The sequence below is a fragment of the Pseudooceanicola marinus genome, from assembly GCF_002786295.1.
GTDB classification, from domain to species: Bacteria; Pseudomonadota; Alphaproteobacteria; order Rhodobacterales; family Rhodobacteraceae; genus Pseudooceanicola; species Pseudooceanicola marinus.
This window is the reverse complement of the sequence record NZ_PGTC01000015.1, coordinates 174,875-197,382: the sequence shown is the minus strand read 5'-3', so window position 1 is coordinate 197,382 and position 22,508 is coordinate 174,875. Positions and strand designations below refer to the sequence as shown.

Here is a 22,508-nt window from a genome sequence, read left to right as displayed (position 1 = left end):
TTATCCCCAGTCAAGCCTTGTTCAAATCGGCGAAGCTGGTGCCCTCGGCCGCCATGCGGCGCAGGATGTCGGGCACCTGCCAGTAATGCGGGTCTTCCTCGGCGTAGCGCTCGATCCGGGCGACGATCTCTGCCGCCCCCAGGGTATCGGCGTAGTGCAGCGGCCCGCCGCGGAAGCGCGGGAAGCCGTAGCCGAAGAGGAAGACCATATCGACGTCGAGGGGGCGCTTGGCGGTGCCGTCCTCGACCACGCGGGCGGCCTCCACGATCATCGCGGTCATGTAGCGATCGACGATCTCCTGGTCGGTGAAATCGCGCGGCGTGATGCCCTTCTCGGCGCGCACCGCCTCGATGATCTCGGCCACCTCGGGGTTGGGCACCGGGGCGCCAGCGTCATAGAGGTAATAGCCCTTGCCGGTCTTGCGCCCGAACCAGCCCTGTTCGCAGATGCGGTCGGGGATGTCGCCGGCGTAGCGTTCCGCCGGATCCCGGTCGCCCGCCTTGCGCTTGCGCGTCATCCAGCCGATGTCGAGGCCCGCCAAATCGCTGACCTTGTAGGGGCCCATGGCAAAGCCGAAGTCCTCCAGCGCGCGGTCCACCTGTTGCGGGCTGGCGCCATCCAACACCAGGTAGCCGGAACAGAGGCCATAGTGGGCCAGGATGCGGTTGCCGATAAAGCCGTCGCAGACCTGCGCCAGCACGCCGACCTTCTTCAGCGTCTTCGCCAGGGCAAAGCCGGTGGCCAGCACCTCGGGCGCGGTCTTGTCGCCCTGCACGATCTCCAGCAGGCGCATCACATGGGCCGGGCTGAAGAAATGCAGGCCCAGCACGTCGGACGGGCGCGAGGTAGCCGCCGCGATCTCGTTAATGTCGAGGTAGGAGGTGTTGGAGGCCAGCACCGCGCCGGGTTTGCAGATCCCATCCAGCTTGCCGAAAATCTCGCGCTTGACCTCCATCTTCTCGAAGACCGCCTCGATCACAAGATCGACCTCAGCCAGGGCGTCCAGGTCGAGTTCGGGGGTCAGGCGGGCTAGCGCGGCGTCCTTCTTCTCCGCGCTCATCTTGCCGCGTTTCACCGCGCCGTCGAGGTTCTTGCCGATGGTCGCCACGCCCCGGTCCAGCCCCTCTTGCGCGACCTCGACCAGCACCACGTTCAGGCCCGCAGACAGGCAGGCGGTGGCGATGCCCGATCCCATGGTGCCGCCGCCGATCACGCCGACGGTCTGCACCTCACGCGACGGGCCCTTGGCCTCGGGGATGTTCGACACGGCGCGTTCGCCGAAGAAGGCATGGATCAGACCGGCGCGCTGCGGGGTCTCCATGCAGTCGAGGAAGCATTGCCGCTCGACCTTCAGCCCCTCGGGCAGCGGCAGATTGCAGGCGGCGATGGCATCGACGCATTTGCCCGGGTTCACCAGGTTGGGGGTCTTCGCCTGTGCAGCTGCCTTTGCCTCGGCTAGGGCCTCGGCGTCATAGGCGGCCTCGATCTGGTCGGTGCGGCGGGTGGGCAGATCGCCCGCGACCACGGCACGGGCCATCTCCAGCGCCACCTCGCGCGGCTCGCCCGTGACCACGCGGTCGATGGCGCCCGCTTGCGCCGCCTCTTCCACCGGCACCTGGCGGCCCGACAGGGACATGTCCAGCGCGAAGGGGATGCCGGCCAGACGCGGCAGGCGCTGCGTGCCACCGGCGCCGGGCAGCAGGCCGATCAGCACCTCGGGCAGGCCAACCTTGCTTCCGGCGATGGCGACGCGCGCGTGGCAGCACAGGCCCAGCTCGAACCCGCCGCCAAGGGCGGTGCCATGCATCACGGCGACGACCGGAATCGCGCTCCCCTCGATCACGTTGAAGACGTCGGGCAGCGCGGGCGGTTTCGACGGCTTGCCGAACTCGCGGATGTCAGCGCCCGCCATGAAGGTGCGCCCGGCGCACCAGATGGCGATGGCCTTCGCCTCGCCTGCGGCATTCAGCGCCTCTATCGCTTCGACCAGCCCCACGCGCACCGCATGACCGCTGGCATTCACCGGCGGGTTGTCGATGCATACCAGCGCCACATCGCCCAGAATCTCGGTCGTAACGACGTTCTCCGACACAGCTCCGTCGGCCATGGCGTTCTCCCTCTCTCCTGCGCGACCTCCACCGCCGCGCCTCATTGAGGAGCGACGTTAGGCCCTCGCGGAGAGGGGGTCAAGTTTTGCGGAAACAATTTCCGCAAAGCGAAATCAGGTCAGGAAATGATCTCGAACTTCTCGACGTCCACCATACCCCGGTCGGTGATCTTCAGCGCTGGGATGACCGGCAGAGCGAGGAAGGCCAGTTGCAGGAAGGGTTCTTCCAGTGTCACGCCCAGCCCCTTGGCGGCGGCGCGCAGATCGACCAGCGCGTCCCGCACCACCTCGAAGGGCTCCAGGCTCATCAGGCCCGCCACCGGAAGGGCGACCTCGGCCAGGACGCGGCCACCTTCGACCACGACGAACCCGCCCTCGATCTCCCCCAACCGGTTGGCGGCCAGGGCCATGTCATCGTAATCGACGCCAACGCAGGCGATGTTGTGGTGATCGTGGCAGACGGTCGAAGCGATGGCGCCCCGTTGCAGGCCGAAGCCCTGCACGAAGCCGGTGGCGATATTGCCGTTCTTGCCATGGCGTTCGACCACGGCGATCTTCACCAGATCACGGGACACGTCGGGGCGCTTGTCGCCGTCGGTGATGGCGATGTCCTCATGCAGGTGGCGGGTGATGATGCGGCCTTCGTCGATGCCGATCACATCCGTATCCTCATGGTTGGCCGAGGTGCGGAAGTTGGCGCCGGTGACCTGGCGCGCCTTGACCGAGTTGCGGCCCACCGGGTCGATCAGGTCGCGCGCGGCGAAGGCGGCATCGTCGACCACCACGCCGCCGGCCAGCACCATCTCGGCACGGCACTGGGCCGGGTCGTCCAGCACCACGATGTCGGCGCGCTTGCCCGGCGCGATCTGGCCGCGATCCTTCAGACCGAAGGCCTCTGCCGCAGACAGCGAGGCGGCACGGTAGACCGCCAGCGGCGACGACCCGAGGCGGATCAGCTCGCGGATCATGTAGTCCAGATGCCCATGCTCGCCGATGTCCAGCGGGTTCCGGTCGTCGGTGCACAGGCACATGTAGGCGCTGGTGATGTCGGTCAGCAGCGGTTGCAGCGCGTGCAGGTCCTTGGAAACGGAGCCTTCGCGGATCAGCACCCGCATCCCCTTCTGCAGCTTCTCCCGCGCCTCCTCTGCCGTGGTCGCCTCATGCTCCGTCCGGATGCCGGCGGCGACATAGGCGTTCAGGTCGCGGCCCGACAGCTGCGGGCAATGGCCGTCGATATGTTCGCCCCGGAACAGCTCCAGCTTTTCCATGCAGCCGGGGTCGCGGAAGATCACGCCGGGGTAGTTCATGAACTCCGCCAGGCCGATGCCCTGGGAATGCCCCTTCAGCGGGGCAAGATCGGCGGCCGTAATCTCGGCCCCGGCGGTTTCCATATGCGACGACGGCACGCAGGACGAAAGATTCACCCGGATGTCCATCAGGGTGCGGCGGGCGGCCTCCTGGAAATAGCGGATGCCGGGCACGCCGATCACATTGGCGATCTCATGCGGGTCGCAGATCGCCGTGGTCACCCCGCGCGGGCCGACACAGCGGTCGAACTCAAAAGGCGTCACCATCGAGCTTTCGATATGCAGATGCGTGTCGATGAACCCGGGCACCAACAGCTTGCCGGTCACGTCGATCTCGCGCTGGCCCTCGTAGGTCTCTCCGATGCCGACAATGCGGCTGCCGCAGATGGCCACGTCGCCCGGCACCTCCATCCCCGTCACCATGTCCCAGACCCGACCGCCCTTCAGCACCAGGTCGGCGGGCGCATCGCCGCGCCCCTGGGCAATCATCTCATCAAGCTGTTCCTGTGCCATTGCGGGCCTCCGTCGCTGGTTTCCCCCAACAGGCCCCATGCCCGCCCGCTTGTCCAGCGCAGCCCTCTCTTGCCGCCCGCCCGGGCGCCCGCTACCTCTGGAGCATCGCAGCAAAGGATCGCCCATGCCCCTCTTCGACCTGCCGCCCATCCCCGACCTCCCCGTCCTGGAGGAGGCGCAGGGCTATCCCGTGCGCCGCATCTTCTGTGTCGGGCGCAACTACGCGGCCCATGCCGCCGAGATGGGCAACGAGGTGCCCGAGCAGCCGTTCTATTTCACCAAGTCGCCCGCGAACATGGTTCTGACCGGCGCGACCCTGCCCTACCCGCCGGGCACCTCGGACTTCCACCACGAGGTGGAGCTGGTGGTGGCCCTGGGCGCAGAGCTCTTCCGAGCCACGCCGCAGGACGCGGCGGGCGCGGTCTATGGCTATGGCACCGGGTTGGACATGACCCGGCGCGACCTGCAGATCGCCGAGCGCAAGAAGCAGCGCCCCTGGGACCTGGGCAAGGACGTCGAAGGCGGCACGGTGCTGAGCCCGCTGACCCGCGCCACGGACGTCGGCGCTCTGACCGGACGGGCGATCACGCTGGAGGTGGACGGCGCGACGCGCCAGGCCTCCACCCTGGACCTGATGATCCATGACGTGCCGCATCTTCTGGCCCATCTCTCGGGCTTCTACCACCTGCGCCCGGGGGACCTGGTGCTGACCGGCACCCCCGAGGGCGTCGGCCCGGTCACCCCCGGCATGACCCTCACGGGCCGCATCGACGGCCTGTCGCCGGTGACGCTGACCCTGGGTCAGGCGGCCTGATATGTCACCCGACATAGCCCCGGGGCCAAAGGCCGCGGCGTCGCCGCACAGATAGGCAATTCTTTGCTCACACCGGGACAGAAAGCACGATGGACATCCGCGAATGTGACCGCTGTCACATCCTGCCGATTGCTGCGCCACGGCAGCTCCGATACCGTCTGACCCATGAGTAAACGGTCACGACTTTCCCCCGACGACTGGCTTCGCGCCGGTCTGGACGCCCTCAGCGCTGCCGGTCCCGAAGCGCTGAAGGCCGAACCCCTTGCCCGCAGCCTGGAGACCACCAAGGGCTCCTTCTACTGGCATTTTCCCGATGTGCCGGCGTTCCGGCAGGCCCTGCTGAAATTCTGGGGCAGCGAGGCCGGTGGCCTGCTGGCCGAGACGCCCTCCGACCGGACCGAGGCCGTGGCCCAGCTTCATGCGCTGGTCCGCGACGGGTTCTCCTCCGAGCCTGCGGCCGAGGCCGCGATGCGCGCCTGGGCCCGTACGGACCCGACGGCGGCGGAAACCCTGGCGCAGATCGACGCGGCCCGTCTGGATCACCTGCAAGAGCTGCTGACGCGGATCGGGGTGACCAATCCGGAGATCGCCCGCCTGCTTTACGCCGCCCAGATCGGCCTGCCGCAGATCGCGGGCGCCGAAGACAGCGACGACACGGCCCCGCTGGATACGCTGGTCGATCTGGTGCTGGCCCTGCGCTGAGCAGGACCGACGCCCACCCCATTCTCTCCCCAAAGGCCCCGAAAGAGGGCGGGTCGCGCGCCCCCGGCGCCGGCCTCGCCCGGGCCACCTCCCCCGGCCTTGCCCAGGATGCGGAACGTCGGGATCGCGCCGGGCCCCAGGGCCAGGCCCGCGACTGGTCACCCGGCCTGCCTCGGCGCCGCCTCTCCCAACCGTTTTTCGATCTGCCGCACCAGCCGCGCCCGCGCCTCGGGCAGAGGTTTCGTGCCCAGTTCCGGCGCCAGGTGGTTTTCCAGGAAATGCCCGGTCACCCGCAGCCCCGCAACGACCTCCGCATCCGGGGCCAGCCCCTCGCCGCGCAGCACCGGCGGCAGCGGCAACAGCCGATCCACGTAGTCCCCCGCCCCGGCCCGCGTCACTGCCCGCCCCGTCCGCGGCGAGACGAACGCAAGCCCCTCCACCGCGCCGGTTACTGCACAGGCCGTCAGGTCGAGGCCGAAGCCCGTATCCTCCAGCAGCGCCATTTCCCACCGCAGATAGGCCAGCGGCCAGACGTCCCCCTGCTCCAGCAGGTCCAGCAACTGCTCAGTCTGCCGATAGAGGCGCCCATGCGCCTCCCGTTCCGGCAGGGCGAAGGAGAGCAGGGCACAGACGGATCCCAGCCCGGCCAGCGCCAGCCGGTCGCCCAGGGATTGGGCAGCGCGCGAGCGGACTGGCTCGACGGTGAAATTTCCCAGCTGGTCCTCCAGCCGCGCGCGCCAGGTGATGTCCAGCTGCGCGCCGGGCTGCAACACCGGCGCCAGGCGGCGCGAGGCGCCCCCGCGGATCAACCCGGCATGGCGTCCGCGGGCCTCGGTGAAGACCTCGGCGATCGCCGCGCTTTCGCCATGCGGACGCACCGCCAGCAATATTCCCTCGTCACGCCATTCCATGCCGACACATCATCGGTGGGGTTGCGACCCGGGGCAAGATCAAGCAGCTTCCGGGCCATGGATTTTCGCTCCAACGCCCTCAATGCTCCCGCCCGCCTGACCGCCCGGCTGATCGCGCTTCTGGCGCTGGTTACGCTTGGCGCCCAGGCGCTGGTCACGGCGGCTCTGTACCCGGAGTACAGCGCGCTCGACACCGCCTGGCACATGCTGCGCTATTTCACCAACCTGACGGCCCTGCTGGCGCTGGTGACCTTTGCGGGCATGGGCGCCACGCGCCGCGCCGCGCATCGGCTGTGGCTGGGCGGGCTGGCCCTGTGGGAAGGCATGACGGCGGCGATCTACCATCTGCTGCTGGCGCGCGAGGGGCTGACGGGGCTGGAGCTCTGGGCCGATCACGGGTTGCATACGGTGCTGCCCGCCGCGGTGCTGCTGTGGTGGCTGGTCTTCGCCCGCAAGGACCGGATGCGCCCCTGGGCCGCGGTGGCCTGGCTGGGCTGGCCGGGGATCTACATCGGCTATGCCCTGGCGCGGGGCCGGTCGGACGGCTTCTACCCCTATTTCTTCCTCGATCCCGAGCAGGTCCGCTGGGACGGGGTCGCGGTCTGGTCGGGGATGATCGGGCTGGGCTTCTTCGCCGGCGGCCTGGTGCTGCTGTTCGTCGCCCGGCTGCTGCGGCGCTGAGGCGCCGCGCCGCTCACTCCGCCAGGCCGGGTTCGTCCAGCAGGTGACGGCCCTGCCGGTCCTCCACCTCGACCACCCAGAGGTCCGGATCAAAACCGCGCTGCCGCGCCACGGCCTCGTCCATCGCGCGCTCCTCGCCCTCGCTCAGGACCGTCCAGCGACGCGCGCCGGTCATCAGGTCGAAACTGCGCTGATAGAGCACGGCCTGCCCGTCCAGCGTGTTCATCTTCACCAGCACGGCGCCCGCATGGTCATCGCCATGGGCGGTGACGAAGGCGGGAATATCGGCCAGCCGCAGACGGGCCAGGTAGGCGTCGATCCAGAACCGGGCTGTCAGCCGCATGTCGCTCTCCTTGGACGGGATGCTTCCCCATGACATGCCGCGCGCCCGGCGCACAAGTCACCCGTGGTCAGCGCCAGCGGTCCGACCGCGCGCCTTTCTTTCGTCCGATTTCCTGCCTAGGGTCCTCCGGTCGGCCCCGTCCCGTACCAGGAAGATGCCGGCCCAACCAGGAAGGAGCGACCATGCCGATACCAGCAATGATCCTCATCGCCCTGGGCCTTGCGGGCTCCGGGGCCTTCCTGACGGGGCTGGCGCCTGGCCTCACTGGTGCCGGGCTGCATGCGGCCGGGGCCGTGCTGCTGCTGGCAGGCGTCCTGTGGTGGCGCATCGCCGCCCGCCGCCGCGCCAGACGCGCCGGCGCCGAAAGCTGACGCGCCGACGCTCAGGGCAGCCCCTTGGCAGCCCTGGACGATCATCCCGGTAGACCCATAGGCTCAAAAGCGGGCAGAGCGCGCCCTGTCCACCTGTCGCGACAGGCCCAGGGATCAGGCGTTGCCGTCCTTGAAATCCAAGCCCATCTCAGAATAGCGCTCGGCCTCTTCCAGCCAGTTCTCGCGCAGCTTCACCTGCAGGAACAGGTGCACCTTGCGGCCCAGGAACTCTTCCAGCTCCTCGCGGGCGGCCTTGCTGACGGCCTTGATCGTCTCGCCCTTCTTGCCCAGCACGATGCCCTTGTGGCCATCGCGGCTGACATAGACCATCTGGTCGATCCGGGCCGAGCCATCCTTGCGCTCTTCCCAGTGCTCGGTCTCCACGGTCAGCTGATAGGGCAGCTCCTGGTGCAGGCGCAGGGTCAGCTTCTCCCGGGTGATCTCGGCGGCGATCATGCGCATCGGCAGATCCGCGATCTGGTCCTCGGGGTAGAGCCAGGGGCCCTCGGGCATCTGCTCGGCCAGCCAGCTGCGCAGCGCCTGCACCCCGTGGCCCTTCTCGGCGGAGATCATGAAGGTCTCCTCGAAGGGAAACCGCTTGTTCATCTCGTCGGTCAGGGACAGCAGCACCGGCGATTCCACCCGGTCGATCTTGTTGATCGCCAGGGCGACCTTGCGGCCCTTGGGCAGCTTGTCGAGACCGTCGAGGATCGCCTCGACACCCGGCGTGATGCCGCGATGCGCCTCGATCAGCAGGACGATCACGTCGGCATCGGCCGCGCCGCCCCAGGCGGCGGCGACCATGGCGCGGTCCAGACGGCGACGCGGGCGGAACAGGCCCGGCGTGTCGACGAAGACCAGCTGTGCCTCACCCTCCATCGCCACGCCGCGAATGCGCGCGCGGGTGGTCTGCACCTTGTGGGTGACGATCGAGACCTTGGCCCCCACCATGCGGTTGGTCAGGGTCGACTTGCCCGCATTGGGCTCTCCGATCAGGGCGACGAAGCCCGCCGATGTGCTCATGCTATCCGTCCTTCAAGCGAAGTGCGCTCTCTAGAGGCTTTTAACGCAGCGCGCCAGCCCTGTCTGCCATGCTGTGATCCACGGATCACGGCCCCTCGGGCGCGGGGGGCACTGCGCCCCGCCCCGAGCGCATCAGCGTGTAGGTCCCGGACACCACGATCAGCAGACCGCCCGCCAGCGTCCAGAGGTCGGGGCGTTCGCCGAAGAACAGGTAGGCGATCAAGAGGGCGATCAGCAGCCGCGAATAGCGGAAGGGGGCCACGACCGAGACCTCGCCAGACCGCATCGCCACGGTCAGCGCCATATAGGCCGAGACCCCGACGAGCCCCAGGGCCAGCACCCGCGCGCCCTCCCCCGCCTCCGGCAGGCGCGGCGGCGCGGTGTCGAAGATCATGAAAACGAGGCCCGCACAGGTGATGACCAGGAAACCCAGGGTGCCCAGCTGGCGACCCGACACGGCCGGCGGCGCCATGCGCGTGGCCAGGTCGCGCCCGGCGAAGCCGATCATCCCCAGCAGGGCAAAGACCGATTGCGGCTCAAAGGCGGCGGGCGTGGGCTTCAGGATCAGCAGCACGCCCAGAAACCCGAAGGCCATGGCGATCCAGCGGCGCGGCCCGACCTTCTCCCCCAGCAGGACGGCGGCCCCCAGGGTAACGAAAAGCGGCGCGGCCTGCAGGATCGCGGAGGTGGAGCTGAGGGGCGTGAAGGCCAGCGCGAGCGCGAAGAACAACCGCCCCACCAGTTCGATGGCCGAACGGATCAGCAGGCGCGGGCGCAGCGCGTCGCGGGTCAGCGCCGGTTCTCCGGCCTGCCAGCAGAGGCCGGAAAACAGCAGCGTGCCGATGAGGCCGAAGAGCAGCGTGGTGAACCCGGGCGGCAGGGTGGTGACGATCCCCTTGAAGATGGCGTCCTCGATGGCGAAGCCGATCATCGCCAGGACCATGAAGAGGCTGCCGCGCAGGTTCGCGCTCACCCCTCGGTCTCCAGCCGGGCCAGCAACCGCGCGGCGGCCTGCTGTTCGGCGGCGCGTTTCGAGGTTGCCTGGGCCTGGGCCTCCTCGCCGGACTTCAGACGTGCGGCGATGGTGAAAACGGGGGCGTGATCCGGACCCTCGCGGGCCAGTTCCACATAGGCGGGCGGCGGCTGTCGCCGGGCCTGGGCCCATTCCTGCAGCGCGGTCTTGGCGTCGCGGGCGTCTTCCTCGACATCCTTGATGCGCTGCCCCCAGAGACGCAGGATCATTGCCTTCGCGGCATCGAAACCGGCATCGAGGTAGACGGCGGCAATCACCGCCTCCATCGCGTCGCCCAGCAGCGCCTGCTTGCGCCGCCCGCCGGACATCTGTTCCGAGCGGCCCAGCTTCAGCACCGCGCCCAGTTCGATCTCGCGGGCGATCTCGGCGCAGGCCTCCTTGCGCACCAGCGCGTTGAACCGCGGGGCCAGCTGGCCCTCGCTGGCGCCCGTGTCCTCGAACAGAAGCGCCTCGGCCATGACGAGGCCCAGCACCCGGTCGCCGAGGAACTCCAGCCGTTGGTTGTCGGGCCGCGTGGGCGAGGAAACGGAGCTGTGGGTGACCGCGCGCATCATCAGTTCGGGCCGGGCAAAGTCATGTCCCAGCCGCGCCTGAAAGGCCTTCAACTCGCTTGAAATCTTCATACGCCGGTTCCCGCTGCGGATTGCCGCCTTAAAAAGCGCAAAGCCGCCGCCCGTGCAAGGGCCGCGGCTTTGCCGGAAGGGTCCTGCGCCCCTGGGCGCGTTACTCGATCGGCTCCAGGAAGCGGTCGCCGCGCCAGTCCCAGAAGAACAGCAACGAGCGGCCCGCGGAGGAGAAGATCACCCGGTTGGCCCGGCCGATCAGGTTCTCGTAGGGCACGAAGCCCACGCCGCCGCCCGCCTGGGAGAAGCGCGAATCGGTGGAGTTGTCCCGGTTGTCGCCCATCATGAAATACTCGCCCTCGGGCACGGTGAAGACGGCGGTGTCATCCGCGCGCGAGGAATAGCCCACGTTCAGCACCGAATGGGTCACGCCATTGGGCAGCGTTTCCAGGAAGCGTTCCTTTTCACAGGTGCCGCCCAGGCCGACGGTGGCATCGTTGAAGCAACGCGGCATGCGCCCCTGGGGGCCCTGCGGACCGTAGGGTTCCACGAAGGTGCCTGCGGGCTCCATCTCGACGGCCTCGCCGTTGATGTGCAGCACCGAATCGATCATCTGGATGCGGTCGCCCGGCAGGCCGATGACCCGCTTGATATAGTCCTCTCCGCTGACCGGATGCCGGAAGACGGCCACGTCCCCGCGCTCCGGCTCCGAACCGAACAGGCGGGTGTTGTCGTTGTCGAGGAAACCGCAGAGGTCCTTGGCATCCAGGTCGATGCCGAAGCGCTGGATGCGGATGTTCGGGCAGGAGGCGTAGGAGTAGCCGTAGGACATCTTGTTCACGAAGAGGAAGTCGCCGACCAGGAGCGTGTCCTTCATCGAGCCCGAGGGGATCCAGAACGGCTGGAAGAAGACACTGCGGAAGACCCCCGCGATGATCAGCGCCCAGAAGATCGTCTTGATGGTTTCCCACAGGAAACTGCTCTCGCCCTCAGCCTTGGCCATGCCCGTCCGGTCCTTCCTGCCTGGTGGTACGCCTCGCCCTTGCGAAGCAGCCCGGCTTTCATGCGGGGGGCAGGCGGACAAGTCAACACGGGCCGGGGAAAAGGCGCCGAACGGTCTCGGGAACGTGTTTCACGGGGTGCGGGCAACGGGGCGCGAGGTCACGACCGTGCCGCCCCTGGGCCGGGCGGGCGGTTGCGACTTTCTGCGAAAGCCGCAGGCCTCCGGCGGGGATATTTCCGGCCAACAAATAGCAGGGAAGGGTTTCTCAACCTGAATCGTCGAGCCTGGGAGTGCGGTACAGGGAGGTAGATCCCGATGACCGCGCCCGGAAATGGGTCTCTCGCTCCGTCATGGGCGAGAGGTTCGTTCATTTTCTGTCTGAAAGTATCCTGGTCGACCGGCCCGATGCGGGCAAACGCGCAGGACAGGAGCGCCGAAGCTGGCCCTCCCGGACAAGCCCCGCGCTACAGCGGGCGCGCCTCGATCACCACGAAGGCCTGGGCCCAGGGGTGGTCATCGGTCAGGGTGACGTGGACGATGGCCTCATGCCCAGGGGGCGTCATCTCCGCCAGGCGGTCGGCAGCCCAGCCGGTCAGGGCCATGACGGGCTGTCCGGTGCCGAGATTGCTGACGGCCATGTCCTTCCAGGCGATGCCCATGGCCAGCCCGGTGCCAAGCGCCTTGGAGCAGGCCTCCTTTGCGGCCCAGCGTTTGGCATAGGTACCGGCCTCGTCCTTGCGGCGCGCGGCCTTGGCCTGTTCGATGGGGGTGAAGACCCGGTTGCGGAACCGGTCGCCATGGCGGTCCAGCACGCGCTGGATGCGGTCGATATTCGCCAGGTCCGTTCCGATTCCCAGGATCATGCCATGCCCCTTGTTGCAGGGGACAAAACTGGCGCGGGTCGGGGGTGGGATTCAACAGCTATTTCGCGGCACATGACGCACCGCGACAGGGTCGCAAGGACACGACATTCGGATTGGGAAATACGGCGCCCGGGGGGCGCCTCCGCCGGGCGGGCCTTCAGCAGGCCGCGGGGCGGGCGGCCGCGGGCGCGGCCATGCGGCTGTCCCGGCTTGCCTCGCGCGCGGGCGCCATCGGCGGCACCAGCGGCAAGTCGGCCAGTTCGCGCGGGGTCATCCGGGCGATCTCGGGGGTGTCCATCGGCTCGCGCGAGGTCGCGCGAGGGGCAGAACGGAACCAATTGAACATGGCTTTCTCCTTTCTTGGTTTCAGATGAACCCAACATAGGGACGCGCCAGACCCTTTTTAATTGCAGCAAAGGTATAGTCGAGTTTAGGTGATCTATATGAACCCACTGAACCGTCTTCACCTGAACAACCTGCGCGCGGTTGAGGCCGTGGCCCGTACCGGCGCCCTGCGGCTGGCCGCGACCGAACTGGGCATCACCCCGGGGGCCGTGTCACAACAGGTGGCGCGCGCCGAAGAGACCCTGGGCCACAGGCTCTTCGATCGCCGCCCCGAGGGGCTGCGCCCGCTGCCCGGCACCGAGGAGTTCTTTCGCCTGCTGACCTCGGGCTTTCGCCAGCTGACGGCGGCGGCGGAGCTGGGGCGGCGCGACCGGGGCGGGCAGCTGTCGCTGTCCTGCGCGCCGATCTTCGCCGCGCGCTGGCTGATCTGGCGGCTGCCGGGCTTCTACCGCGACTTCCCGGACATCAAGGTGCGGCTGGACAGCCAGGCGGCCCTGGCCGATCCCAACGACGGCGAGATCGACTTTGCCATCCGCATCGGGCGCGGCCCCTACCCCGGGCTGCGCGCCCAGGCGCTGTTTGCGCTGCGCATCGTGCCGGTCTGTTCGCCGGAAATGGCGCGCACGATCACCAGCCAGCAGGATTTCGCCTCGGTGCCGATCATCCGCGACACCAACGCGATGTTCACCTGGGACGACTGGCTGGCCCCGGAAGGTGCGGGCGGCCTGCCCTTGCGAGACGGGCCGGAGTTTTCCGAAGCCTCGCTCTGCCTCGATGCGGCAATGTCGGGGGCAGGGGTCTTCCTCAGCTTCGAGACGCTCTGCCGGGATGCGCTGGACCAGGGGCGGGTCTGCGCGCCGATCCCGCGCTTTCACCGCACCGACCTGCGCTACTGGCTGCTGTCGCACGGAGAGCTGTCGCTGTCCCCCGAACAGCGGCTGTTCCGCAAGTGGCTGATCGACAGCACCGGGGCGGAGGGGCTCGGCCACCGCGGCATCGTCAACGGTGGAAACGGTGGCGGCCTGCGAAGCGGCGGGGCCTGATCAGGCCCGCGCCTCATCCATCAGCCGGCGCATCTCGGTGATCGCCGTCGGCAGCCCGCGGAAGATCGCCTCGCCGATCAGGAAATGACCGATGTTCAGCTCGCGCAGCTCGGGGAAGGCGGCGACGGGCACGACGGTGTCGTAGGTCAGACCATGGCCCGCGTGGACCTCCAGCCCCAGGGAATGACCGAAGGCCGCCATCTCGCGCAGCCGCTCCAGTTCCGCGTCGCGGTCGTCGAAACGACCCTCGGCATGGGCGTCGCAATAGGCGCCGGTGTGCAGCTCGATCACCTCGGCACCGATGCGGTTGGCGGCCTCGATCTGGGCACGGTCGGCGGCGATGAAGATCGACACCCGGCAGCCCGCCTCGCGCAGGGGCGCGATGAAATGGGCCAAACGGTTCTCCTCGCGCGCCACTTCCAGCCCGCCCTCGGTGGTCCGTTCCTCACGCTTTTCGGGCACGATGCAGACCGCGTGGGGCTTGTGGCGCAGGGCGATGGCCTGCATTTCGTCGGTGGCGGCCATCTCGAAGTTCAGCGGCACGGTCAGCGCCGCGGCCAGCGCCTCGATGTCGGCGTCCGAGATATGGCGGCGATCCTCACGCAGGTGTGCGGTGATGCCATCGGCCCCCGCCTCCTCGGCCAGTTTCGCCGCGCGCAGCGGATCGGGATAGGCGCCGCCGCGCGCGTTGCGCACCGTGGCCACATGGTCGATGTTCACACCCAGACGCAGTTTCGGCTGATCGCTCATGACGGGACTCCCTTCGCGTTGCGCCAATTCATGCCGCAGCCCTGACCCAAGCGCCACCCCCCAAAAGCCTCCGAGGCGCCACGCCGGACCCGGCGCGGCCCGCCCCTGTCTTCACTTCGTCGAAAATACTCCGGGGGGAATTGCGCCGCAGGCGCAAGGGGGGCAGAGCCCCCGCCCGGCCCGACCAATGGCTCAGCGTTTCGGCTTGGCGCTCTTGGCGGCGGACTTGGCCCGCATTGCGGCCAGCTTGGCCTTCAGGGCGCCCTTGCGACGCGCCTGGTAGGCCCGGATCAGCGGCACCGAGATCCAGTAGCCGATCAGCCCGGCGATCACGCCCGGGATCAGCCCGCCCACCATGTAGGGGAAGAAAATCTCGTGGTAGAAGGTCGCCAGCCCCTGCCAATTGGCATCCACGTCGGTGAACAGCGCCCAGATGTTGTCCTTCAGGTCATCGGCGGCGGCCACGAACTTGCCCCCGAACCCGTGGGTGATCCCGTCGGGATGCGGCGCAGGGCCCGGCCCGTTGCGCATGCCAAGCAGCCAGTAGCCGGTCTGCAGCGACACCACCCCGATGGGCACGAAGGTCAGCGGGTTGCCGACAAATGTCGCCAGCAGCGCAGCCAGGACGTTGCCGCGCAGGATCACCGACAGCAGGGCCGCGACGACGAAATGCATCCCGTAGAAGGGCGTGAAGACGGTGAAGATCCCGGCAAAAATGCCGCGGGCGATCTTCTCCGGCGTATCGGGCAGCCGCCGCAGGCGATGCTTCACGTAATGAAAGGCGCGGGTCCAACCCCCACGGGGCCAGAAGAACTCGAAGGCGATCTTCCAGTAGGGTCGTCTGTCCCGACGTTTAAAGACCACTAGGGCGACCTCAGGGGCTTGGAGAAGGCGCCGCCGGCGGCTCCTCCGGTTTGCGATGGCGCGAGACAGAGGCCACATCCGCCTCGGCCTCAAGCGCCGAGATCAGGTTGTGGAGATGTTCCGCATCCCGCAGTTCCACGTCGACCAGCAAGCGGTAGAAGTCCGGCTTCCGGTCCTGGAACTCAAGGTCCGAGATATTGGCCTTCTGCTCCCCGATCAATGTGCAAATCCGCCCAAGCACCCCGGGATCATTTGCAAGAACGAGGTCGAGCGTGACGCCGTAGATCGCGGCATGGCGACCGACCTGCCAGTGCAGGTCGACCCAGCGGTCCGGCTGGTCCTCGTAGGCCGACAGGCTTTCGCAGTCGATGGCATGCACCTGCAGCGGCCGGCCGCGCCAGGTGATGCCGACGATCCGCTCGCCCGGCAGTGGCTGGCAACAGCGCGCCCGCTTGAAACTCTGACCCTTTTCCAGGCCGATCAGGGCGCGGTCACGGCTCAGCGCCTCGCCCTCGTCGCTGGCCATCAGCTCGGGGTAGAGGACGTTGACCACCCGCGCCACGCGCAGTTCGGCCCGGCCCAGTTGGGCCAGCAACTCATCCTTGCCGTCCTCGATCCGCAGCTTCTTGGCGGCGGTTTCCAGCACCTTGTCGGTGGCCTTCTTGCCCACATGTTCAAAGCCAGAGCGCGCCAGTTCACGGCCCAGCTTGATGTAGCGTTCGCGGTCCACCTCTCGCAGCGCCCGGCGAATGGCGGCCTTGGCGCGGCCCGTGGTGGCGATGTCTAGCCAGGTGGCCTGCGGCTCCTGGCCCTCGGCGGTGATGATCTCCACCGACTGGCCGTTCTTGATCCGGGTCCAGAGCGGCACGCGCATGCCGTCGATCTTGGCGCCCACGCAGGCGGACCCGATGCGGGTGTGGATCGCATAGGCAAAGTCGATCGGCGTCGCACCGCGCGGCAGCTTCACAACCTCGCCCTTGGGAGTGAAGCAGAAGACCTTGTCGGAATACATCTCCAGCTTGACCGCTTCGAGGAAATCCTCGTGGTCCTCGTCGGCGCCCATCTGTTCGGTCAGCGCGCTGATCCAGCGGGTGGGGTCGACGGCGAAGGGGTTCTCGGCCTTCACCCCGTCCTTGTAGGACCAGTGCGCGGCGACGCCCGCCTCGGCCACATCGTGCATGGCGCGGGTGCGGATCTGCACCTCCACGCGCTTGCCGTCACGGCCCGAGACCGTGGTGTGGATGCTTCGGTATCCGTTCGACTTCGGCTGGCTGATGTAATCCTTGAACCGGCCCGGGATCGACTTCCACCGCTGGTGGATGATCCCCAGGGCGCGATAACAGTCATCCTCGGTCTCAGTGATGACGCGGAAGCCGTAGATGTCGCTGAGGCGGGAGAAGCTTTGTTTCTTCTCCTCCATCTTGCGCCAGATCGAATAGGGCTTCTTGGCGCGGCCGTAGACTTGGGCGGGCACGTCATGTTCCGACAGTACCTTGCGCATGTCCTTGGTGATCCGCTCGATCACGTCGCCGCTTTCGTTCTGCAGCATCAGGAAGCGGCGGATGATCGAGTTGCGTCCCTCGGGGTTCAGCACGCGGAAGGCCAGGTCTTCCAGCTCCTCGCGCATCCACTGCATGCCCATGCGGCCTGCCAGCGGGGCGAAGATGTCCATCGTCTCCCGCGCCTTCTGCTGCTGCTTCTCCGGCTTCATCGCCTTCAGCGTGCGCATGTTGTGCAGGCGGTCGGCCAGTTTCACCAGGATCACGCGCATGTCCTTGGACATGGCCATGAACAGCTTGCGGAAGTTCTCGGCCTGCTTCGTCTCGCTCGACGACAGTTGCAGGTTGGTCAGCTTGGTGACGCCATCGACCAGTTCGGCCACGTCCTCGCCAAACATCTCGGCGACCTGCGAATAGGTAGCGCGGGTGTCCTCGATGGTGTCGTGCAGCAGGGCCGTGACGATGGTGGCATCGTCCAGCTTCTGCTCGGCCAGGATCATGGCCACGGCGATGGGATGGGTGAAATAGGGCTCGCCCGAACGGCGGAACTGCCCCTCATGCATCTCGCGCCCGAAATCATAGGCGCGACGCAGCATGCCGGCGTTGCATTTGGGATTGTAGGCGCTGACCAGCGTGGTCAGCTCCTCGACCGGCACCATGTCCGCGGTTTCGGATGCAGCCTCCATCGTGGCCCCCTCTTCCCTGCGCGGCGCATCCGCCGCATCGGCATCGCGGGGGCCCATGGATCGTTTACTCCTGGCGCTGAGCCTCGACGAGGGCGCGCAGCAGCTTTTCTTCGCTCATGTCGTCCTCGGCCGGCTTGTCGGCGGCCTCGGCCCCCATCAGCAGGGCCATGCTGTCTTCTTCCGGCTCATCGACCTCGATCTGGGTTTGGTTCGACTCGATCAGGCGCTCGCGCAGCTCGTCGGCGGACTGGGTCTCTTCGGCGATCTCGCGCAGGGCGACGACAGGGTTCTTGTCATTGTCGCGATCCACAGTGATCGGCCCGCCCGAGCTGATCTCGCGCGCCCGGTGGGCAGCAAGCATCACCAGTTCGAACCGGTTCGGTACCTTGTCGACGCAATCTTCAACGGTAACGCGGGCCATCAGTCACTCCTCGGTCGCGGCATGGATCATGAACGGATCATGAGCGGGGGTCGAATGAGGGTATCTAAGACCTCTGCCCCTTGAGAGCAAGCTGATTCTGGACGCCCCCCGGCGGGGGGCGCCAGTGCGCCGAAGGAACCGCGCCTCGCATGGATTGGTCGAAATTCCAGCACAGACGGCAAAATGCCGCTACGTCACCGGAACCAGCGCCCGGCGGTCCTCCGCCGGCAGGTCACGGCACATCTGCGCCACGCTACGGCACAGCAAGGGATGCACCCAATCGGGGGCCACATCGGCCAGCGGCACGAGGACGAACGCCCGGTCCTGCAAGCGCGGATGCGGCAGGATCAGCTCCCCCGGGGCCTCTGCCATTTGCCGCGCCAACGGCAGGCTGCGCCAGCGGGTCTGGGTGGCCGTATCGGGCCGGATTTCCCCGTCGCAGGCGATCAGGTCGAGGTCCAGAACCCGGGCGCCCCAGCGGGTTTTCCTTTCGCGACCAAAGTCTTGCTCGACAGCATGTAACCGCGCCAACAGGACCTCGGGAGACTCGACGCTTTCCAGCGTCAGGGCGGCGTTGATATAGTCCGGACCAGACCCCGCGGGAAAGGCCGGACTGCGGTAGAACGGGCTGACCGCGGTGACCTGGCCGGGCCCTGCCCGCAGCGCCTCCACCGCCTCTGTCAGGGTGGCCGCGATGCCCCCGGGACCGGCCTCGATATTGCCGCCAAGGGCGATCAGGAAATGGTGATTCACGCTCTGCAAACCGTGCTCCCGCTTAGACTTGGACATGCTCCATCACTTGATGCATGCTCAGTTAGGATTTATTTTCATTCACCTGCCCCGGGTCGGGCCCTCACTCAGCCCGTATTGGATCCGCGGCGGTAAATTGGGAAGGTTATATTCATGTTCTACAAAGACGAACGGCTTGCGCTGTTCATCGACGGGTCGAATCTATATGCCGCCGCCAAGGCGCTCGGGTTCGACATCGACTACAAGCTCCTCCGCCAGGAATTCATGCGCCGCGGCAAACTTCTGCGCGCCTTCTACTACACCGCCCTGCTGGAAAATGACGAGTATTCGCCCATTCGCCCCCTGGTCGACTGGCTGCATTACAACGGCTTCACCATGGTGACCAAGCCCGCCAAGGAATTCACCGACAGCCAAGGACGGCGCAAGGTGAAAGGCAACATGGACATCGAACTGACCGTCGATGCGATGGAGCTGGCCCCGCGCGTCGATCACATCGTGCTGTTCTCCGGCGACGGCGACTTCCGCCCGCTGGTGGAAAGCCTGCAACGCCAGGGCGTGCGCGTCTCGGTCGTCTCCACCATCCGCAGCCAGCCGCCGATGATCGCCGATGAACTGCGCCGCCAGGCCGACAACTTCATCGAGCTGGACGAGCTGAAGGACGTGATCGGTCGCCCGCCGCGCGAAACGCCCAGCGAGGACACCCGTAGCGCCCGCGCTTCGGCCTGATCCCTGACAGATCCCTGCGGTGCCCCGGGCGGGCGCCGCACCCAGGATCGGGACCCCAGTCACCGGGCCCCACTTTGCCCGCCGCCGGATCCCGCGCCTGCCCTTTCCAACCGGTGCATGCCAGGCCTCATTTCTCGGCCCAGCCGCGCCGGGCTGCCGCACCGGCAGACCAATCCCGCCCGCGCAGCCGTCATCGCACCGCCGATCCGTTTTGCAGGGCCTCCCCCCTCTGGACGTGCCGCCACCGCTCCCCTACCTGTGGGGGGCAGCAGGAGACGCATCATGACCACCGCCGCCAAGCCGCCCCTTACCCTCTACCTCGCCGCCCCGCGCGGGTTCTGCGCCGGCGTCGACCGGGCCATCAAGATCGTCGAGATGGCGCTGGAGAAATGGGGGGCGCCGGTCTACGTCCGTCACGAGATCGTGCACAACAAGTTCGTCGTCGACGGCCTGCGCGAGAAGGGCGCGATCTTCGTCGAGGAACTGGACGAATGTCCGACCGACCGGCCGGTGATCTTCTCCGCCCATGGCGTGCCCAAGGCCGTGCCGGAGGCCGCCGCCGCGCGCAAGATGATCTATGTCGACGCCACCTGCCCGCTGGTGTCCAAGGTCCACATCGAGGCCGAGCGGCATGCCGAGGAGGGGCTTCAGATCGTCATGATCGGCCATGCCGGCCACCCCGAAACCATCGGCACCATGGGCCAGCTGCCCGAGGGCGAGGTCCTGCTGGTGGAAACCGAGGCCGACGTCGACACGCTGGAGGTTCGCGACCCCGAACAGCTGGCCTTCGTCACCCAGACAACCCTGTCCATCGACGACACCGCCGGCATCGTCGCGGCCCTGCAGGCGCGCTTCCCGGCCATCGTCGGGCCGCACAAGGAAGACATCTGCTACGCCACCACCAACCGCCAGGAATCGGTGAAGGCCATGGCCGGCAACATCGACGCCATGCTGGTCGTCGGCGCGCCCAACTCGTCCAACTCCCGCCGCCTGGTCGAGGTCGCCGCGCGCCAGGGCTGTGAATATGCCCAGCTCGTGCAGCGCGCCACGGACATCGACTGGCGGTCGCTGGAAGGCATCCGGTCGATCGGAATCACCGCCGGGGCCTCCGCCCCCGAGGTCCTGGTGAACGAGGTGATAGACGCCCTGAAGGCGCGATATGACGTGACCGAGGAACTGGTGGAAACGGCGAAGGAGAACGTCTCCTTCAAGGTGCCCCGCGTGTTGCGCCAGCCGGCCTGAGGGCTCCGCGAGGAACGCTCACGACAGAAGGGAACTTTGCCCCACCCCGCGCCCGCGCGCGGTCTAGTGCGGCGCCTCGCCCCGCGCGATCGCCAGGTGATGCGCCTGGTGATGGGCGCCCAGCGTCATGACCCCGTGAAAGCCCAGGGCGCGGATCTGCGCCGCATCGCCCGTCACCCGCAGCTCCGCGCCGTTGTCCAGCAGCCGCGCCGAGGCGGCCCATCCGGTCTCGGCGGTGATGAAGGGGGCATGGGCGGGCACCATGGTCCGGATCGCCTCTACCACCCGGCCGCTGCCCGTCACGGTGAAGACCATGCCGTCGTCCAGCCGATCCCGCGACACCTTCGCCTCCAGCGTCAGCAACTCCATGTCCACCAGGTGATTGCGCAGCGCTTTGATGTCGACGCGGCTCCAGTCCGTCTGCGGGTCGGCGCGCAGGAGCGCCACGATCTCTGCCAGTGCCGCGAAGGCCCCCTGCCCCGGCTCCACCGGCAGCGCAGCCCCGGACATGCCATGCGCCGCGTGGTCATGGGCGGTCTGCGCCCAGGCCGGCAGGCCGAGGTATAGGCAAAGGGGCAGCGCCAGCAGGAACAGGCGTGACCGGCGGGAGGATGGGGCGGAATGGGGGCGCATGGCGATCTCCTTGTGTGACCGCAGGTTAACCGGCGCCGCCATCCGGGGGGAACAGTATGGTCACGCGACCCGCTCACCGCCCCGTCACGGGCCTTGACCTTCCCCCGCGCCCCGTGCTGTCTCCGCCCACGATCCAGCACGCATGAGGACCCCATGGCCGAGTTTCTTGCCTTCACCGATGGCGCCTGTTCCGGCAACCCCGGCCCCGGGGGCTGGGGCGTCCTGCTGCAGGCCCGCGAAGGCGAGACGGTTCTGAAGGAACGCGAGCTGAAGGGCGGCGAGGCCAATACCACCAACAACCGGATGGAGCTGCTGGCCGCGATCAACGCCCTCGACTCCCTGGGCCGCCCCACCGAGATCACCATCTACACCGACAGCCAGTACGTGAAGAACGGCGTGACCGGCTGGATCCACGGCTGGAAGAAAAACGGCTGGAAGACCGCCGCCAAGAAGCCGGTGAAGAACGCCGAGCTGTGGCAGGCGCTGGACGAGGCGGCGAAACGCCACCAGGTGACCTGGAAATGGGTCAAGGGCCACGCCGGCCATCCGGAAAACGAACGCGCCGACGCGCTGGCCCGGGCTGGCATGGCCCCCTACAAGGGCTGATCGGCTCGGCCGGTCACGCCTCCGGTCAGAGCTTCGCGTCGTAGTCCGACACCAGCAGGTGCAGCGGATCGGCATCTTCCTCGATGGTGGAAAACCGCCCGATCGGCGCCTCGAAGATGTTGTCGGTGCGGTCGTCGTTGACGGTCGAGACCTCGCCGATGCAGACACGCCCGCCCTCGCCCCAGAAGGCATGCCAGATGTCCGGGGTCAGGGTCACGCTTTCGCCCGGCATCAGCTTCAGGTGCCCGCCCGCCGGCAGGGTCCGCCACAGCCCGTCGGTCATCACCCGCACCGGGGCCGCGCGGTCGATCCCATCGGGGCCGTCCATCCACAGTTCCAGCACCAGCGGCGCGCCGCCGCGGTTGATGATGTCCTCGGTCTTCACGATGTGGCGGTGCATGGGCGAGATCTGGTGGTCGCCGGAAATCAGCAGCTTCTCGGCATAGACCCGACCGCCCTTCGGGTTGCCCAGATCGCCCGCATTGCCGTTGCGGACGGTGAACAGGAACAGACCCAGCGTGTCGTAATGCCCGTCGCCGTAATCCGTCACGTCCCAGCCCAGGCCCTGGTCGACGATCAGCCCGGCCTCCGCCTTGCGGGCGCGGAAGTCGTCCGGCGACCAATGGGCGAAGGGCGGCAGGGTGAAACCGTACTGTCGGAAGAAGGCGTCGCCCTCGCGGATCAGCTCGTTGATCTCGGATCGCAGCAT

Annotated in this window: 25 protein-coding genes; 8 read left to right on the top strand and 17 right to left on the bottom strand. The window is 67.7% G+C overall.

From position 1 onward, the window contains the following. Nucleotides 1-10 precede the first annotated feature (10 nt). Together CVM50_RS10210 and ade are read right to left on the bottom strand one after the other, a co-directional pair. Entirely contained in the window at nt 11-2,107 is a 2,097-nt protein-coding gene (locus tag CVM50_RS10210) for a 3-hydroxyacyl-CoA dehydrogenase NAD-binding domain-containing protein (RefSeq protein ID WP_085889092.1), read from the bottom strand. A 119-nt stretch (nt 2,108-2,226) separates the two neighbouring features. Beyond that, nucleotides 2,227-3,927 (bottom strand): adenine deaminase, encoded by a 1,701-nt coding sequence (gene ade / locus CVM50_RS10205; RefSeq protein WP_085889093.1) that lies wholly within the window; start codon nt 3,925-3,927, stop codon nt 2,227-2,229. 124 nt (nt 3,928-4,051) lie between these two features. Here ade and CVM50_RS10200 point away from each other — a divergent pair, with 124 nt between their 5' ends. Together CVM50_RS10200 and CVM50_RS10195 are read left to right on the top strand one after the other, a co-directional pair. Then, nucleotides 4,052-4,741, top strand: a complete 690-nt coding sequence (locus tag CVM50_RS10200) for a fumarylacetoacetate hydrolase family protein (RefSeq protein ID WP_085889094.1) — start codon at nt 4,052-4,054, stop codon at nt 4,739-4,741. Nucleotides 4,742-4,906: 165 nt separating this feature from the next. Next, complete coding sequence (locus tag CVM50_RS10195; protein ID WP_085889095.1) at nt 4,907-5,443, top strand: TetR/AcrR family transcriptional regulator; 537 nt, start codon at nt 4,907-4,909, stop codon at nt 5,441-5,443. A gap of 158 nt (nt 5,444-5,601) precedes the next feature. Here CVM50_RS10195 and recO read toward each other — a convergent pair whose 3' ends face one another. Continuing rightward, the gene (recO, locus tag CVM50_RS10190) at nt 5,602-6,354 is read right to left on the bottom strand and encodes a DNA repair protein RecO (protein WP_085889096.1); all 753 of its coding nucleotides are present in this window, start codon (nt 6,352-6,354) and stop codon (nt 5,602-5,604) included. 57 nt (nt 6,355-6,411) lie between these two features. Between recO and CVM50_RS10185 the strand changes: the two genes are divergently transcribed. After that, nucleotides 6,412-7,035, top strand: a complete 624-nt coding sequence (locus CVM50_RS10185) for a Pr6Pr family membrane protein (protein ID WP_085889097.1) — start codon at nt 6,412-6,414, stop codon at nt 7,033-7,035. A gap of 13 nt (nt 7,036-7,048) precedes the next feature. On the opposite strand, the gene CVM50_RS10180 is transcribed toward CVM50_RS10185, so the two are convergent. After that, nucleotides 7,049-7,378, bottom strand: a complete 330-nt coding sequence (locus CVM50_RS10180) for a DUF1491 family protein (RefSeq protein ID WP_085889098.1) — start codon at nt 7,376-7,378, stop codon at nt 7,049-7,051. Nucleotides 7,379-7,560: 182 nt separating this feature from the next. Between CVM50_RS10180 and CVM50_RS21330 the strand changes: the two genes are divergently transcribed. Further along, nucleotides 7,561-7,749, top strand: a complete 189-nt coding sequence (locus tag CVM50_RS21330) for a hypothetical protein (protein WP_143515627.1) — start codon at nt 7,561-7,563, stop codon at nt 7,747-7,749. 114 nt (nt 7,750-7,863) lie between these two features. On the opposite strand, the gene era is transcribed toward CVM50_RS21330, so the two are convergent. From era to CVM50_RS10150, 6 genes are all read right to left on the bottom strand, one after another. After that, a complete protein-coding gene (gene era, locus CVM50_RS10175) occupies nt 7,864-8,772 on the bottom strand; it encodes a GTPase Era (RefSeq protein WP_085889099.1) in 909 nt (302 codons plus the stop codon). Nucleotides 8,773-8,857: 85 nt separating this feature from the next. Then, a complete protein-coding gene (locus CVM50_RS10170; protein WP_085889100.1) occupies nt 8,858-9,745 on the bottom strand; it encodes a DMT family transporter in 888 nt (295 codons plus the stop codon). Further along, nucleotides 9,742-10,428, bottom strand: coding sequence for a ribonuclease III (rnc, locus tag CVM50_RS10165; RefSeq protein ID WP_085889101.1), 687 nt, complete (start codon nt 10,426-10,428; stop codon nt 9,742-9,744). Before rnc ends, CVM50_RS10170 begins: the two co-directional genes overlap by 4 nt. A 100-nt stretch (nt 10,429-10,528) precedes the next feature. Beyond that, a complete protein-coding gene (gene lepB, locus CVM50_RS10160; RefSeq protein ID WP_085889102.1) occupies nt 10,529-11,371 on the bottom strand; it encodes a signal peptidase I in 843 nt (280 codons plus the stop codon). A 464-nt stretch (nt 11,372-11,835) separates the two neighbouring features. Beyond that, nucleotides 11,836-12,234, bottom strand: coding sequence for a holo-ACP synthase (gene acpS, locus CVM50_RS10155; RefSeq protein WP_085889103.1), 399 nt, complete (start codon nt 12,232-12,234; stop codon nt 11,836-11,838). Between the two features lie 157 nt (nt 12,235-12,391). Next, a complete protein-coding gene (locus tag CVM50_RS10150; RefSeq protein ID WP_085889104.1) occupies nt 12,392-12,580 on the bottom strand; it encodes a hypothetical protein in 189 nt (62 codons plus the stop codon). 97 nt (nt 12,581-12,677) lie between these two features. On the opposite strand from CVM50_RS10150, the gene CVM50_RS10145 reads away from it, so the two are divergent. Beyond that, the gene (locus CVM50_RS10145) at nt 12,678-13,622 is read left to right on the top strand and encodes a LysR substrate-binding domain-containing protein (RefSeq protein ID WP_085889276.1); all 945 of its coding nucleotides are present in this window, start codon (nt 12,678-12,680) and stop codon (nt 13,620-13,622) included. Here the strand turns inward: CVM50_RS10145 and CVM50_RS10140 are convergent, their stop codons facing one another. From CVM50_RS10140 to folK, 5 genes are all read right to left on the bottom strand, one after another. Next, nucleotides 13,623-14,372 carry a pyridoxine 5'-phosphate synthase gene (locus CVM50_RS10140; protein WP_085889105.1) on the bottom strand — a complete coding sequence of 250 codons (750 nt, stop codon included), beginning with the start codon at nt 14,370-14,372 and terminating at the stop codon, nt 13,623-13,625. It lies immediately after the preceding gene. A gap of 192 nt (nt 14,373-14,564) precedes the next feature. Beyond that, nucleotides 14,565-15,236 carry a DUF2062 domain-containing protein gene (locus CVM50_RS10135; protein ID WP_085889106.1) on the bottom strand — a complete coding sequence of 224 codons (672 nt, stop codon included), beginning with the start codon at nt 15,234-15,236 and terminating at the stop codon, nt 14,565-14,567. Nucleotides 15,237-15,246: 10 nt separating this feature from the next. Continuing rightward, nucleotides 15,247-17,394 carry a RelA/SpoT family protein gene (locus CVM50_RS10130; protein WP_085889277.1) on the bottom strand — a complete coding sequence of 716 codons (2,148 nt, stop codon included), beginning with the start codon at nt 17,392-17,394 and terminating at the stop codon, nt 15,247-15,249. A 91-nt stretch (nt 17,395-17,485) separates the two neighbouring features. Continuing rightward, entirely contained in the window at nt 17,486-17,842 is a 357-nt protein-coding gene (gene rpoZ, locus CVM50_RS10125) for a DNA-directed RNA polymerase subunit omega (RefSeq protein WP_085889107.1), read from the bottom strand. A gap of 189 nt (nt 17,843-18,031) precedes the next feature. After that, the gene (folK, locus tag CVM50_RS10120; RefSeq protein WP_085889108.1) at nt 18,032-18,631 is read right to left on the bottom strand and encodes a 2-amino-4-hydroxy-6-hydroxymethyldihydropteridine diphosphokinase; all 600 of its coding nucleotides are present in this window, start codon (nt 18,629-18,631) and stop codon (nt 18,032-18,034) included. Between the two features lie 114 nt (nt 18,632-18,745). Here folK and CVM50_RS10115 point away from each other — a divergent pair, with 114 nt between their 5' ends. Next, complete coding sequence (locus CVM50_RS10115; protein ID WP_085889109.1) at nt 18,746-19,318, top strand: LabA-like NYN domain-containing protein; 573 nt, start codon at nt 18,746-18,748, stop codon at nt 19,316-19,318. A 282-nt stretch (nt 19,319-19,600) separates the two neighbouring features. Further along, nucleotides 19,601-20,560 (top strand): 4-hydroxy-3-methylbut-2-enyl diphosphate reductase, encoded by a 960-nt coding sequence (gene ispH, locus CVM50_RS10110; protein WP_085889110.1) that lies wholly within the window; start codon nt 19,601-19,603, stop codon nt 20,558-20,560. 63 nt (nt 20,561-20,623) lie between these two features. Here ispH and CVM50_RS10105 read toward each other — a convergent pair whose 3' ends face one another. Then, nucleotides 20,624-21,193, bottom strand: coding sequence for a hypothetical protein (locus tag CVM50_RS10105; RefSeq protein WP_232618208.1), 570 nt, complete (start codon nt 21,191-21,193; stop codon nt 20,624-20,626). Nucleotides 21,194-21,346: 153 nt separating this feature from the next. Between CVM50_RS10105 and rnhA the strand changes: the two genes are divergently transcribed. After that, entirely contained in the window at nt 21,347-21,799 is a 453-nt protein-coding gene (rnhA, locus tag CVM50_RS10100; RefSeq protein WP_085889111.1) for a ribonuclease HI, read from the top strand. Between the two features lie 25 nt (nt 21,800-21,824). Here the strand turns inward: rnhA and CVM50_RS10095 are convergent, their stop codons facing one another. Beyond that, on the bottom strand, nt 21,825-22,508 hold the full coding sequence (locus tag CVM50_RS10095) for a D-lyxose/D-mannose family sugar isomerase (RefSeq protein ID WP_085889112.1): 684 nt from the start codon (nt 22,506-22,508) through the stop codon (nt 21,825-21,827).